The sequence below is a fragment of the Streptomyces sp. NPDC021115 genome (assembly GCF_044333065.1).
Taxonomy (GTDB): domain Bacteria; phylum Actinomycetota; class Actinomycetes; order Streptomycetales; family Streptomycetaceae; genus Streptomyces.
In genome coordinates this window covers 241920-257999 of sequence record NZ_JBIRQF010000010.1, presented here as the reverse complement: position 1 = coordinate 257999, position 16080 = coordinate 241920, and the positions used below count along the sequence as shown (strand labels likewise).

Sequence of the window (16080 nt, the reverse complement as noted above, 5' to 3'; positions counted from 1 at the left end):
GCGCGCAATCGCTACCGCACTGCTGGTCCCGGCTTGGGACATCATCATCGATTCCACTTGCCTTGCCGTTCGGTGAGTGCCGGAAGATTGGACGAGTAGTGTCCGGTGATCCGCGCCGCAGCTGGCCCCTTTCGGTGGCGCAGCGAGGCATCTGGTTCGCGCAGCGGCTCGATCCCACGAGCCCGGCCTACAACACCGCCGAGTACCTGGAGATCACGGGTCCGCTCGAGGTGGCCTCACTGGAGGACGCGCTGCGCCGGGCGGTGGCGGAGACCGACACGCTCAATGTCGGCTTCACCGAGGACGACGACGGCCCCCGGCAGGTGTACGCACCGGTGCCCGACTGGCCGTTCCCGGTGCTCGACGTGTCCGGGGAACCTGATCCGCGCGCCGCCGCCGAGGCGTGGATGCGGGCCGAAGTGGCGCGTCCGGTGAGCCTGGAGTCCGGCCGGACCTTCGTCCTCGCGCTCCTGCGGACCGGTGACGACCGCCACGTCCTCTATCTGCGCGGCCACCACCTGGTCACCGACGGATACATGTGCGCGCTGTTCGCGCACCGCGTGGCCGAGGTGTACACCGCCCTGGTGCGCCGTGAGCCGGTGCGCGAGGACGGCAGCGGCTCGCTGGACTTGCTGCTGGCCGACGACGCGGCGTACCGCGGATCGGAACGCTTCGCCGGTGACCGGGACCACTGGCTGGGCCGGCTGACGGACCGCCCCGAACCGGTGAGCCTCTCGGGGCGGACCAGTGCTGTCTCGCGGAGCTTCCACCGGCACACCGCCCGGATACCGGCCGCGACCACGGCCGGACTGCGGGCGCTGGCACGCCGATTACGGGTCGGTTTCCCCACCGTGCTGATGGCCGCCACAGCCGTGTACCTGAGCCGGACCACCGGCGCCGGCGACGTGGCCCTCGGCGTCCCGGTGACCGGGCGGACCGGCGCCGGACGGGGCATCCGCGGGCCGATGTCCAACGAACTGCCGCTGCGGCTGGACATCCGGCCCGCGATGACCGGCCGGGAGCTGCTGCGGCACGTCACCGACGAGGCCCGGCAGTTGCTCAGGCACCAGCGTTACCGCTACGAGGACCTGAGCCGGGAGCTGGGGGCGGTGGCCGGTGGTCGGCGCCTCTTCGGCCCGACGGTGAACGTGATGCCCTTCTTTTACGACCTGGCCTTCGGCGAGGCGCGGGCCGTCCCCGGCAACCTTTCGATCGGTCCGGTCCAGGACCTCTCCCTGTGCGTCGACGACCGCGCCGGTGACGGCACGCCGCGCCTCCACCTGGACACCAACCCGGCGGTGTACGACGCCGACGACGGCGCCGCCCACGGGCGCCGCGTCCTGCGCCTGCTGGAGAGTTTCGCGACGGCGGGCGCGGAGACACCGATCGGCCGGCTCGACCTGCTGCCGCCCGACGAGCGCGCACGCGCGGTGTCACCCGCCCCCGCCCCCCGCCACGACGCCCCGCCGCACACGCTGCCGCGGCTGTTCGAGGAACAGGCCGCCCGCACCCCGGACGCCATCGCGGTGACCGCCGGGGACGCCGCCCTGACCTACGCACAGCTGGGCGACCGGGCCAACCGGCTGGCCCGGCTGCTCATCGGGCGCGGGGCCGGGCCGGAACGGCTGGTGGCCGTGGCACTGCCACGCTCCGCCGACCTGGTGGTGGCCCTCCTCGCGGTGGTGAAGGCGGGCGCGGCGTATCTGCCGGTCGACCCCGGCTATCCACCCGAACGGATCGCGCTCACACTGGCCGACGCCGACCCGGTGTGCCTGGTCACCACGGGCGAAGTGGCCGCACGGCTGCCGCACGGCACGGACGCCGCGCTGCCGCTCGACGCGGACACCACCCTCCGCGCCCTGGCCGCCACGCCCGGCGGCGACCTCACCGACGCCGACCGCACCGGCCCGCTGGACCCCGCACACCCGGTGTACGTGATCTACACCTCCGGATCGACCGGCACCCCCAAGGGCGTGGTCGTCCCACACCGCAACGTGGTGCGGCTGTTCACCGAGACCGAGGCGTGGTTCGGTTTCGGCGCGGACGACGTGTGGACGCTGTTCCACTCCTTCGCCTTCGACTTCTCCGTCTGGGAGATGTGGGGCCCGCTGCTGTCCGGCGGGCGGCTGGTCGTCGTACCGCACGACGTCGGCCGTGCCCCCGGGGAGTTCCTGGACCTGCTCGTACGCGAGCGGGTCACCGTGCTCAACCAGACCCCGTCCGCCTTCCACCAACTGATCCGCGCCGTCCAGGAGGCCCAGCGCCCGGCGGAACTCGCCCTGCGCACCGTCATCTTCGGCGGCGAGGCGCTGGACCCCGGCAGGCTGCGGGACTGGTACGCGCGCCACCCGGCCGACGCCCCGCGGCTGGTGAACATGTACGGCATCACCGAGACCACGGTGCACGTCACCGCGGCGCCGCTCGGCGAGGCCGACGCCATGGCCGAGTCACCCCGCGGCGTCATCGGCGAGCCGATCCCCGACCTGCGCGCCTACGTGCTCGACGGCGCCCTCCAGCCCCTTCCCCCCGGCGTCACCGGCGAGCTGTACGTGGCGGGGCCCGGTCTGGCGCGCGGCTACCTGGGACGCCCGGGGCTGAGCGCGGAACGGTTCGTGGCCGACCCGTTCGGCCCGCCGGGGACGCGGATGTACCGCACCGGGGACCGGGCCCGGCTCCACGAGGACGGCCGGCTGGACTACGCCGGACGCGCCGACGACCAGGTGAAGCTGCGCGGGTTCCGGATCGAGCCCGGGGAGATCGAGGCCGCGCTCGCCCGCCACGAGGCGGTCGCCCGGGCCGTGGTGCTCCTGCGGGAGGACCGGCCCGGCGACCAGCGGCTGGTGGCCTACGCGGTCCCCGCGCCCGGCATCCGCCCCGAGGCGGCCGAGCTGCGGGCCTACGCGGCGCGGATCCTGCCCGCACACATGGTCCCGGCAGCCGTCGTCGTGCTGGACCGGCTGCCGCTGACGGTCAACGGCAAGCTCGACCGGGCCGCGCTCCCGGCCCCGGAGTTCACCCCCGCGGGGGCCCGGCGCGAGGCGCGCGACGCGACCGAGCGGCTGCTGTGCGGGCTGTTCGCCGACGTCCTCGGCGTGGAGCGGGCCGGGATCGACGACGGCTTCTTCGACCTCGGCGGGGATTCCCTGCTGGCGACCCGGCTGCTGAGCCGGATACGGACCGCGCTGGGCACCGAACTCCCGCTGCGCACCCTGTTCGAGGCCCCGACCGTGGCCGGTCTCGCCGCGGCGCTCGGCGCGGCGGACGGGTCCACCCGGCCGCCGCTGCGCCCCATGGAGCGGCCCGAGGCGGTCCCCCTCTCCTCTGCCCAGCGCCGGCTGTGGTTCCTCAACCGGCTGGAGGGGCCGGAGGCCGGGGCCGACTACAACATGCCGTTCGTGCTGCGGCTGGACGGCACGCTCGACCCGACCGCCCTGCGGGCCGCGCTCACCGACGTGGTGTGCCGCCACGAGCCCCTGCGCACGGTCTTCCCCGAGTCCGACGGCGCGCCCCGGCAGACCGTGCTCGACCCCGCCGACGCCGCCGTCACCCTGCCCGCACGCCACGTCGGCCCGGCCGAACTGGACCGGGCCCTGGCCGCGAGCGCCGCCACCGCCTTCGACCTGACCCGCGAAACCCCGCTGCGCGCCGAGCTGTTCATCCTCGGTCCGGACCGGTACGTGCTGTCGGTCGTGGTGCACCACATCGCCGCGGACGCGTGGTCCATGGTCCCCCTGGCCCGCGACCTGTCCACGGCCTACGCGGCCCGGCTGCGCGGCGGGCCGCCGCGCTGGGACCCGCTGCCGGTGGCCTACGCCGACTACGCGCTGTGGCAGCGGGAACTGCTGGGCGACGAGGCCGACGAGAACAGCGCCGGGGCGCGCCAGGTCGCCTACTGGACCCGCGCGCTGGCCGGGCTCCCCGCCGAACTCGACCTCCCCACCGACCGCCCCCGCCCCGCCGTGCCCGGTCACCGGGGCGGCACGGTACCGGTGCGCCTGGACGCCGCCGCGCACCGGCGGCTCGCGGCCCTGGCCGAACGCCACGGGGTGACGCTGTTCATGGTGCTGCGGGCCGGGCTCGCCGCGCTGCTCACGCGGCACGGCGCGGGCACCGACATCCCCGTGGGCACGCCCGTCGCGGGCCGTACCGACGAAGCCCTGGACGACCTGGTCGGCTTCTTCGTCAACACCCTGGTGCTGCGCACCGACACCTCCGGCGACCCGGCGTTCGGCGAACTCCTCGTCCGCGTACGCGAGACGGACCTGGCCGCCCACGCCCACCAGGACGTGCCCTTCGAGCGCCTGGTCGACGTTCTCAACCCCGCCCGGTCGCTGAGCCGCCACCCGCTGTTCCAGGTGCTGCTGACGTTCAACAGCGGGCTGCGACCGGCCGTCGACCTGCCCGGTCTGCGCGCCGTCGCCGAGCGGGTGGAGTCGGACACCGCCAAGTTCGACCTGGCGCTCAACCTGACCGGGGCCACCACGGACGACGGCGACCCGGCCGGTATCGAGGGCTACGCCTCGTACAGCGCCGACCTCTTCGACCGCGCCACCGTGGAGGCCCTGGCGGACCGCTGGGTACGGCTCCTGGAGGCGGCCGCCACCGACCCGGACCGGCCCCTGTCCCGCCTGGAGATGCTGAGCGCGGCCGAGCGCCACCGCCTGCTGACCGCGTGGAACGACACCGGCGCACCCGGCGGGCGGTCACCCGCCCTGCTGCCGGAGCTGTTCGCGCGGCAGGCCGCCGCCACCCCGCACGCCCCCGCGGTGGCCGCGCCGGACGCCGAGTGGACGTACGCCGAGGCCGACGCCCGGGCGAACCGCCTGGCCCGGCTGCTGATCTCCCTCGGGGCCGGACCGGAACGGGTGGTCGCCGTCGCGCTGCCCGGCTCCGCCGAACTCGTCGTCACCCTCCTCGCCGTGCTCAAGTCCGGCGCCGCCTATCTGCCGATCGACCTCGCCCAGCCCCGTGAGCGCGTCTCCGTCCTGCTCGGCGACGCCGCCCCGGCCCTGCTGGTGACGATCCGGCAGGCGGCTGCCGACCTGCCCGCGCACCCCGGCCGTCTGTTGCTCGACGACCTCGGGACCGTACGGGCGCTGGAACGGCAGCCCGCCACGTGCCCCCGCGACACCGACCGGATCACTCCACTGCTGCCCGACCACCCCGCCTACGTCATCTACACCTCCGGCTCCACGGGCACCCCCAAGGGCGTGGTGGTCGGCCACCGCGGCCTGGCGGACTACGTGGCCCGCGCCCGGCGCGTCTACACCGGCCTGGACGGGACGGTCCTGGTCCCCACCGCGCTCGCCTACGACCTGGCCGTCACCGGCCTGTACGGCGCCCTCACCTCGGGCGGATGCGCGGTGGTGGCCGCGCTGGACGACGGCCCCTGGCTTACGGCGCGGCTGGCCCGGACCCCGGCCACGTTCATGAAGGCCACCCCGAGCCATCTGGCGCTCCTGGCCGCGCTGCCCGAGGCGTTCGCCCCGGTGGAGCAGCTGGTGCTGGGCGGCGAGGCGCTGCCCGCCGGGCCGCTCGCCGCCTGGCGCGCCCGCCACCCGCGGGTGTCCGTCGTCAACCACTACGGCCCCACCGAGACCACCGTCGGATGCCTGGACTTCCCCCTCGTCCCGGGCGAGGCCACGAACACCGACACCCTCCCGATCGGCCGCCCCATGACGGGCATGCGGGCCTATGTGCTCGACGACCGGCTGCGGCCGGTGCCGCCCGGGGTGACCGGTGAGCTGTACATCGCCGGAGCCCAGCTCGCGCGCGGCTATCTGAACCGGCCGGTGGCGACCGCCGAGCGGTTCGTGGCGGGCCCCTTCGGCGCGCCGGGGGAGCGGATGTACCGGACCGGGGACCTGGCCCGGTGGACCGCGGACGGGACGCTGATGTTCGCGGGCCGGGCCGACGACCAGGTCAAGGTGCGGGGCCACCGGGTCGAACCCGGCGAGGTCGAGGCCGCGCTGACCACCCACCCCGCCGTCGTCCAGGCGGCGGTGGCGGTCCGCGAGGACCGGCCGGGCGACCAGCGGCTGGTGGCCTACGTCGTCCCGGCCGGCGACGCGGAACAACCGGACCCCGAGGGCTTGCGCGCGCACCTGGCGCGGCGGCTGCCCGAGGCCATGGTCCCGGCGCTGTTCACCACGCTCGACGCGCTCCCGCTGACCGCCAACGGCAAGGTCGACCGGCGTGCCCTCCCCGCGCCCGCCCGGGCCAGGACCGGTGCGAGCCGCCCGCCGCGCGGCCCCGAGGAGGAGATCCTGTGCGGGCTGTTCGCCGAGGTCCTCGGCGTGGACCGGGCCGGGGTCGACGACGGGTTCTTCACCCTCGGCGGTCACTCCCTCCTCGCCACCCGCCTGGTCAGCCGCGTCCGCACCGTACTCGGCGCTGAACTCCCCATCCGCGCCGTGTTCGAGACCCCCACCGTGGCCGGTCTCGCCGCCCGGCTGACCGGAGCCCACGGCCGCAGACGCCCCCCGGTGCGCCCCCGCGCGCACCGCCCCGAGGCGATCCCGCTGTCCTACGCGCAAGCCCGGCTGTGGTTCCTGCACCAGATGGAGGGCGCGGCCCCCAACTACAACCTGCCGTTCGTCGTACGCCTCGAAGGCGGCCTCGACCACACCGCCCTCACCGCCGCCCTCGGCGACGTGGTGGCCCGGCACGAGAGCCTGCGCACCGTCTTCCCCGAAACCGGAGGCGTACCGCACCAGGTCGTGCTCGACGCCGGTTCGGCCGCTGCCGCGGTCGAGCTGCCGGTGCGCCGGATCGACGACACCGGGGAGCCGGGGCGGGCCCGCCTCGCCGAGGCCGTCGCCGCCGCTGCGGCCCACCGGTTCCAGCTCACCCACCGGACACCGCTGCGCGCCGAACTCCTCGCGCTCGCCCCGGACACCCATGTGCTGGTGGTGGTCATCCACCACATCGCCGGTGACGGCTGGTCCAACGGCCCGCTGGCCCGCGACCTGTCCACTGCCTACGCGGCCCGGCTGCGCGGCGAGCCGCCGCGGTGGGACCCGCTGCCCGTCCAGTACGCCGACTACACGCTGTGGCAGCGGGAACTGCTGGGCGGTGAGGACGACCCCGACAGCCTCATCTCCGGCCAGATCGCCTACTGGACGCGCACCCTCGACGGGCTGCCGGAGGAGCTGACCCTGCCCACCGACCGGCCCCGCCCCGCGGTCGCCGGATACACCGGCGGAAGCGTACCGATCCGCATCGACGCGGACCTGCACGCCCGGCTGGACGCGCTGGCCCGCGCATCGGGCGCGAGCCTGTTCATGGTGTTGCAGGCCGGTCTCGCGGCGCTGTTCACCCGCCTCGGCGCGGGCACCGACATCCCGCTCGGCAGCGCGATCGCCGGACGCACCGACGACGCCCTCGACGGCCTCGTGGGCTTCTTCCTCAACACCCTCGTGCTGCGCCTGGACACCTCCGGCGACCCCGGGTTCACCGATCTGCTGGCCCGGGTACGGGAGACCGCGCTCGCCGCCTACGCCCACCAGGACGTGCCGTTCGAGCACCTGGTGGAGGTCGTCAACCCGGCCCGGTCGGCGGCCCGGCACCCGCTGTTCCAGACCATGCTGACCCTGCACAACAACGCCGAACCCCGGCTGGAGCTGCCCGGGCTGCGGGTGAGCCCGGACATGGCCGAGGTGGGCGCGGCCAAGTTCGACCTCTCCTTCGGCCTCACCGAGGCGCGCGGTCCGGCCGGTGAACCCGAAGGGCTCGGCGGCCTCCTGGAGTACAGCGCCGACCTGTACGACCAGTCCACCGCCGAGGAACTGCTGGCCCGCTTCGTGACGCTGCTGCGCGCCGCGGCGGACGAGCCGGAGGCGCGCATCGGGACGCTGGAGATCCTGGCCCCCGAGGAGCGGCGGCGGATCCTCACCGAGTGGGCGGGTACCCCCGCCGCCGCGCCCGCCTTCACCGTCCCCGAACTCTTCGAGCGGCAGGCGGCGCTGACCCCGGACGCGAAGGCGGTGGTCGCCGGCGGCGAGACGCTGACGTACGCCCGGCTGCGCGCGCGGGCCGACCGGCTGGCCCGGCGGCTGGCCGAGCGCGGCGTCGGCCCGGACACCCTGGTCGGGCTGTGCGTGACCCGTTCGGCCGCGATGGTGCCCGCGGTGCTGGGCATCTGGAAGGCGGGCGGGGCGTGCGTACCGCTGGACCCTGGATACCCCGAGGAGCGGCTGGCGTTCATGCTCGCCGACTCCGGGGTGCGCGTCCTGGTGGCCGAGGAGGCGGCCACCGCGCGGCTGGGCGGCCACACCGCGGACCTGGTCCCGCTGGACGGCCTGGCCGACCTGGCCGACCTGGACGACTCCGGCGACTCGGACGACGAGGAGCCGTCCGGCGAGCCGCTCGCGCCGCGCGCCGTCCGCCCCGACCACGCCGCGTTCGTCGTCTACACCTCCGGATCGACCGGAGTGCCCAAGGGCGTGGTCCTGCGGCACGGCGGCATCGCCAACCTCTACGCCTCCCACCGGACACGCGTCTTCGCCCCGGCGGCACGGGCGTCGGGAGGGCGGCTGCGAGTGGCGCACACCGCGTCGCTGTCGTTCGACGTGGGCGTCGGCCAGCTGCTCGGCCTCCTCGCAGGCCATGAACTCCACGTGGTCGACGAGGACACCCGCCGCGACCCCGCCGCGCTGGGCGCCTACGTACGACGGCACCGGATCGGCTACCTGGCCGTCTCCCCGACCCTCACCCGGGAACTCCTCGCCCTCGGCCACCTCGGCGGCGACGGACACCAGCCCGCCGCGATCGTGCTCGGCGCGGAGCCCACCGGCCCGGCGCTGTGGCGGGAGCTGCGCGCCCTGCCCGCCACCGAGGTGCACAACTACTACGCGCCCAGCGAATGCACCGTCGACGCCATCGGCGCCACGGTCGCGAGCGCCGAACGGCCCCGCATCGGACGGCCGGTCCCCGGCATGGCGGCGTACGTCCTCGACGCCGGGCTGCGCCCGGTCCCGCCCGGTGTGGTGGGCGAGCTGTACCTCACGGGCGCCCAGCTCGCCCGCGGCTACCACGGCCGCCCCGGACTGACCGCCGTACGCTTCGTGGCCGACCCGTTCGGGCCGCCCGGGACGCGGATGTACCGCACCGGCGACCTGGGCCGCTGGACCGCCGACGGGGCGCTGGAATTCGCCGGACGAGCCGATGACCAGGTGCAGATCCGCGGTTTCCGCGTCGAACTCGGCGAGGTCGAGGCCGTCCTGTCGCGCCACCGCGACGTGACCCACGCCGTGGCCGTCGTACGGGAGGACCGCCCCGGCGACCGGCGGCTGGTCGCCTACGTGGTCGCCGCGCCCGGAGCGGTCCCGGACCCGGCCGCCCTGCGGGCGCACACCGCCCGGAGCCTGCCGGAGTTCATGGTGCCCGCCGCGGTCGTCGTGCTCGGCGCGCTGCCGCTGACGCCGAGCGGAAAGGTGGCGCGGCGTGCCCTGCCGGCCCCGGACCCCACCGCGTCCGTGGGCGGTCGTGGGCCGCGCACTCCGCGCGAGGAAATGCTGTGCGGGCTGTTCGCCGAGGTGCTGGGGTGTGCCCGTCCCGGGATCGACGACGGGTTCTTCGCCCTGGGCGGGCATTCGCTGCTGGCCACCCGGCTGATCTCGCGGGTCCGCGCCGTACTCGGCGTGGAACTGGCCGTGCGGGACGTGTTCGAGGCACCCACGGTGGCGGGCCTGGCCGCCCGGATCGAGGACACGGACGGCCAGGTGCGGCCCGCGCTGCTCCCGGCCGCGCACCGCCCGGACCCGATGCCGCTGTCGTACGCGCAGGCACGGCTGTGGTTCCTGCACCAGCTCGACGGCGCCGGCGCCGCGTACACCATGCCGCTCGCGCTGCGGCTGCGCGGAGCCCTGGACCGTGCCGCGCTGACCGCCGCCCTCGCCGATGTGACCGCGCGGCACGAGATCCTGCGCACGGTCTACCCCGACACCGGCGGCACCCCCCGGCAGCTCGTGCTCGACCCCGAGCGGGCCGCTCCCGCCCTGCCGGTCCGCGAGATCGACGATGCCGCGCTCGCCGGGGCGCTGGCCGCCGCATCCGGCCACCGGTTCGACCTGACCGCCGAACTCCCTTTGCGTGCCGAACTGTTCGCCCTCGGCGCGGATGACCACGTGCTGCTGCTGGTGATGCACCACATCGCGGGTGACGGCTGGTCGAACGTGCCGTTCGCCCGGGACCTGTCCGCCGCCTACGCGGCGCGCCGCGACGGCCGGGCCCCGGGGTGGGCGCCGCTGCCCGTCCAGTACGCCGACTACGCCCTGTGGCAGCACGACCTCCTCGGCAGCGGGGACGATCCGGACAGCCTGCTCTCCCACCAGGTGGCGTACTGGACGCGGGCCCTGGCCGACCTGCCGGAACAGCTCACCCTTCCCACCGACCGGCCGCGCCCCGCCGTCGCCTCCCACCGGGGCGGCCGGGTGCCGTTCACCGTGGGCGCGGCGACCCACACCCGGCTCCGCGACCTCGCCCGGGAGGGCGACGCGAGCCTGTTCATGGTGGTGCAGGCCGCGCTCGCCGCCCTGCTCACCAGGCTGGGGGCGGGTACCGACATCCCGCTCGGCACCCCGGTCGCGGGCCGCACCGACGACGCGCTGGACGACGCCGTCGGCTGCTTCGTCAACACCCTCGTCCTGCGCACCAGCACCTCGGGCAACCCGGCCTTCACCGAACTGGTGGCACGCGCCCGCGAGACCGGCCTGGCCGCCTACGCCCACCAGGACGTGCCGTTCGAGCACCTGGTCGACGTGGTCGAACCGACCCGTTCGCTGGCCCGCCACCCGCTGTTCCAGGTGATGCTGGCGCTCCAGAACACCGACGCCGTCCCGCTCGGCCTGCTGCCCGGGCTGGAGGCGGGCCCGCTGCCGGTGCCGACCACGGCGGTGAAGTTCGACCTCGCGTTCACGGTGACCGAGGAGACCGGCCCGGACGGCGGACCGGCCGGGATCAGCGGCGTCCTGGACTACGCGAGCGACCTGTTCGGCGCGGACACGGCCCGGGGCATCGCCGACCGCTTCGTCACGCTGCTGGAGGCGGTGGCCGCCGACCCGGCGCGGACCCTGGCCGACCTTCCGGTCCTCGACGAGGCCGAGCGCGAGCGGGTCGTGACGGTGTGGAACGACACCGGGCACCCGGTCCCGTCCACCACCCTGCCCGAACTCCTCGCGGCACAGGCCGCCCGCACACCGGATGCCGTCGCCGTGATCGCCGACGGCACCACCCTGTCCTACCGGGAGCTGGACGCGTGGGCGAACCGGCTCGCCCACGGCCTCATCGCGCGGGGCGCCGGACCCGAGCGGGTGGTGGCGGTCGCCCTGCCCCGCTCGGCCGAACTCGTCGTCGCGCTGCTCGCCGTCCTCAAGACCGGCGCCGCCTACCTCCCCGTCGACCCCGGCCTCCCGGCCGAACGGGTCCGCCTCATGCTCGACGACGCCCGCCCGGTCCTCGTCCTGGACGACCCGGCGCACATCCGGGACCACGAGGACCGGCCGGACACCGATCCGGCCGTCGCGTCGAGACCCGCACACCCCGCGTACGTCATCTACACCTCCGGCTCCACCGGCCGCCCCAAGGGCGTGGCCGTGCCGCACGCGGGCATCGTCAACCGGCTGCTGTGGATGCAGGACACCTACCGGCTGGAGCCCTCCGACGCCGTCCTGCAGAAGACCCCGTCCGGGTTCGACGTCTCGGTCTGGGAATTCTTCTGGCCGCTGATCACCGGAGCCCGGCTGGTCGTCGCCCGCCCCGGGGGCCACAAGGACCCCGCGTACCTGGCGTCGGTGATCCGCGAACACGCCGTGACGACCGTGCACTTCGTCCCGTCGATGCTGCGGGCCTTCCTCGACGCACTGGACGAACCCGCCGTGGCTGGCCTCACCGGACTGCGCCGGGTCCTGTGCAGCGGGGAGACGCTCCCCGCCGATCTGGCCGGGCGGGCGCGGAAGATCCTGGGCGCGCCGTTGCACAACCTGTACGGGCCGACCGAAGCGTCCGTCGACGTCACCGCCTGGGCCTGCGACGACGAGCCGGGCGCGGTGCCGATCGGCCGACCGGTCCGGAACACACGGACCTACGTGCTGGACGCGGGCCTCGGCCCGGTGCCGCCGGGCGTCACCGGAGAGCTGTACCTGGCGGGCGTCCAGCTCGCCCGGGGCTACCTGAACCAGCCCGGGCTGACCGCCGAACGGTTCGTGGCCAGCCCGTTCGGCGCGCCGGGGGAGCGGATGTACCGCACCGGTGACCTGGCCCGCTGGCGGCGGGACGGGGTCCTGGAGTTCGCCGGGCGGGCGGACGACCAGGTGAAGGTGCGCGGGTTCCGGATCGAGCTGGGCGAGGTGGAGGCGGTGCTGGCCCGGCACGCCACGGTCGGGCAAGCGGTGGCGGTGGTGCGCGAGGACCGGCCCGGCGACCGGCGTCTGACGGCGTACGTGGTGCCCGCGCCCGGCGCCCGGGAGCCGCTTCCGGAGCAGCTGCGGGAGCACATCGCCGCCGCGCTGCCGGAGTTCATGGTGCCGTCCGCGGTCGTGGTGCTCGACGCGCTGCCGCTGACGCCGAGCGGGAAGCTGGCGCGGCGCGAACTCCCGGCCCCGGATCTCACCGGACCGACCGGTGGCCGTGGGCCGCGCACCGCGCCGGAGGAGATCCTGTGCGGGCTGTTCGCCGAGGTGCTGGGGTGCGCCCGTCCCGGAATCGACGACGGGTTCTTCGCCCTCGGCGGGCATTCGCTGCTGGCCACCCGGCTGATCTCGCGGGTCCGCGCCGTACTCGGCGCGGAGCTGACCGTGCGGGACGTCTTCGAGGCGCCCACGGTGGCGGGGCTCGCCGCCCGGATCGACGCCGGGGGAGACGACCGGCGGCCCGCCCTGCGCGCCACGGCACACCGCCCGGACACCGTGCCGCTGTCGTTCGCGCAGGCCCGGTTGTGGTTCCTGCACCGGCTGGAGGCGTCAGGACCGACGTACAACATGCCGTTCGCGCTGCGCCTGGCCGGGGACCTCGACATCGCCGCGCTGCACGCCGCCCTGAACGATGTGATCGCCCGGCACGAGACGCTGCGCACGGTCTACCCCGAGGCCGCCGGGGTCCCGCACCAGGCCGTGCTCGCCCCGGGGGAGGCTTCCGTCGCCCTTCCGGTCCACCGCGCCGACGAGGCCGCGCTCGCCGGGGCGCTGGCCGCAGCGGCCGGGCACCGGTTCGACCTGACCGCCGAACTCCCTTTGCGTGCCGAGCTCTTCGCCCTCGGCGCGGATGACCACGTGCTGCTGCTGGTGATGCACCACATCGCGGGTGACGGCTGGTCGAACGTGCCGTTCGCCCGTGATCTGTCCGCCGCCTACGCGGCGCGCCGCGACGGCCGGGCCCCGGGGTGGGCGCCGCTGCCCGTCCAGTACGCCGACTACGCCCTGTGGCAGCACGACCTCCTCGGCAGCGAGGACGACCCCGGCAGCCTGATCTCCGCCCAGATCGCCCACTGGACGCGCACTCTCGACGGGCTGCCCGGGGAACTGGGTCTGCCCACCGACCGGCCCCGCCCGGCGGTCGCCGGCCACCGGGGCGGACGGGTGCTGTTCACCCTCGACGCCGGAACTCATCTGCGGCTCGCGGAACTGGCCCGCGCACACGGCACGACCCTGTTCATGGTGGTGCAGGCCGGGCTCGCCGCCCTGCTCAGCCGGGTCAGCGGCGGCACCGACATCCCCATCGGCAGCGCCATCGCCGGACGCACCGACGAAGCCCTCGACCACCTCGTCGGCTTCTTCGTCAACACTCTCGTGCTGCGCGTGGACACCTCGGGGGACCCCACCTTCGCCGGTCTGCTGGAGCGGGTGCGGGAAACCGACCTGGCCGCCTACGCCCACCAGGACGTCCCGTTCGAGCGCCTGGTCGAGCTGCTCAACCCGGCCCGGTCGGCGGCCCGGCACCCGCTGTTCCAGGTGATGCTGACGCTGCAGAACAACGCCGAGCCCGAGTTCGCCATGCCCGGCCTGCGGGTGACCCCCGACGTCGCCGAGACCGACGCGGCCAAGTTCGACCTGCTGTTCAGCCTCACCGACCGCTACACCGAGACCGGTCACCCGGACCGGCTCGACGGGGTGCTGGAGTACAGCGCCGACCTGTTCGACCACCCCACCGCCGAGGCCCTGGCGGCGCGCCTGGTGCGACTGCTGGAGGCCGCGGCGGCCGGGCCGGACCGGCCGATCAGCGCCTTCGGCCTCACCGGCGCCGCCGAGCGCGAGCGCCTGCTGGGGACGTGGAACGGCGCGGTGTCCCCGCTGCCGCCCACGACCCTGCCGCGGGCGTTCGAGGAACAGGCCGCGCGGACACCGGACGCGGTCGCCGTGACCGACGGCGGCACCGATCTGACGTACGCCGAGCTGAACGCGCGGGCCAACCGGCTGGCGCACGCGCTCATCGGCCGCGGCGCCGGCCCGGAGCAGGTGGTGGCGGTCGCCCTGCCGCGCTCGGCCGGTCTCGTCGTCGCGCTGCTGGCCGTGCTCAAGGCGGGCGCCGCGTACCTGCCGCTCGACCCGGACCATCCGGCCGAGCGGCTCCGCTTCCTGCTCGACGACACCCGCGCGGCCTGCGGGCTCACCCTGGGCGCGCTCGCCGCGGACCTGCCAGGACCGCGCTCGCGGTGGCTCGCCATCGACGCCCCCGACGTGCTCCGGGTCGCCGGGGAGCAACCGCCGAGCGATCCGACGGACGCCGACCGGACGGCGGACCTGCGTCCCGCGCATCCCGCGTACGTCATCCACACCTCGGGCTCCACGGGCCGGCCCAAGGGCGTGCTCGTCGAGCACCGTGCGGTGGCGGCCTACCTGGCGTTCGCCCGCGAGGCGTACCCGGGCACGGCCGGGACGGCGCTGTTGCACTCGGCGGTCACCTTCGACCTGACCGTCACGGCGCTGTTCGCGCCGCTCACCAGCGGCGGGCGGGTGCTGATCGGGGATCTGGCCCCCGGGGCCCCGGCGCCCGGACCGTACACGTTCCTCAAGGCGACGCCGAGCCACCTCGTCTCGCTCGCCGCCCCGTCCGGGCGGGACGGGACCGTCACGCCGGTCGCGGACCTGGTCGTCGGCGGCGAGCAGCTCACCGGCGAACGGCTCGGGCCCTGGCGGCGGGCGCAGCCGCAGGCCACGGTGGTCAACGAGTACGGGCCGACCGAGGCCACGGTGGGCTGCGTCACCTACCGGGTGCCGCCCGGCGCCGCCGTCCCGGACGGCCCGGTGCCGGTCGGGCGGCCCGTCCCGAACACCCGGGCGTACGTGCTCGACGCCGGACTGCGGCTGGTGCCGCCCGGCGTGACGGGGGAGCTGTACCTGGCCGGGGCGCAGCTCGCCCGCGGCTATCTGAACCGGCCGGGGCTCACGGCGGAGCGGTTCGTCGCCGACCCGTTCGGCGGGCCGGGGGAGCGGATGTACCGCACCGGGGACCTGGCCCGGTGGACTTCGGACGGCCACCTGGTCTTCGCGGGCCGCGCCGACGAGCAGGTCAAGGTACGCGGCCACCGGATCGAACCGGCGGAGATCGAGGCGGTGCTGTCCCGGCACGAGGCCGTGGCGCGGGCGGCGGTCGTCGCGTGGGAGGACCGGGCGTCCGGCACCCACCTGGTGGCCTACGTCGTCCCGGCGGCCGGCGAGCGGCGGGACGGCGAGGCGGCACGGACCCAGCTCGCCGAGTGGCAGGAGGTGTACGACTCCCTCTACGGCCCCGGGCGCGCCGACGCCGAACCGGCCCCGTTCGGCGAGGACTTCGCCGGGTGGACCAGCAGCTACGACGGGCGGCCGATCCCGGTCGGGCAGATGCGCCGGTGGCGCGACGCCACGGTCGCGCGGATCCGTGAGCTGCGGCCGCGCCGGGTGCTGGAGATCGGCGTGGGCAGCGGCCTGCTGCTCTCCCGCCTCGCGCCGGACTGCGAGACCTACTGGGGAACCGACATCTCGGCGGACGCCGTCGAAGGGCTGCGGGCCCAGGTGGCCGCCCGGGAAGAGCTGGCCGGGCGGGTGGAGCTGCGCGTCCAGTCCGCCGCGGACACGGGCGGCCTGCCGGCCGGCTTCTTCGACACGG

1 protein-coding gene (cut by a window edge) is annotated in these 16080 nt (G+C 75.5%); it reads left to right on the top strand.

What is annotated here, in order from left to right; all coding sequences use genetic code 11:
- The first annotated feature begins 98 nt into the window (after window positions 1-98).
- On the top strand, window positions 99-16080 hold the 5' portion of the coding sequence (locus ACH4TL_RS28600; protein WP_398320830.1) for a non-ribosomal peptide synthase/polyketide synthase. The gene runs 7103 nt beyond the window's last position; only the first 15982 of its 23085 coding nucleotides appear in the window; the start codon lies at window positions 99-101; its stop codon lies beyond the right edge, outside the window.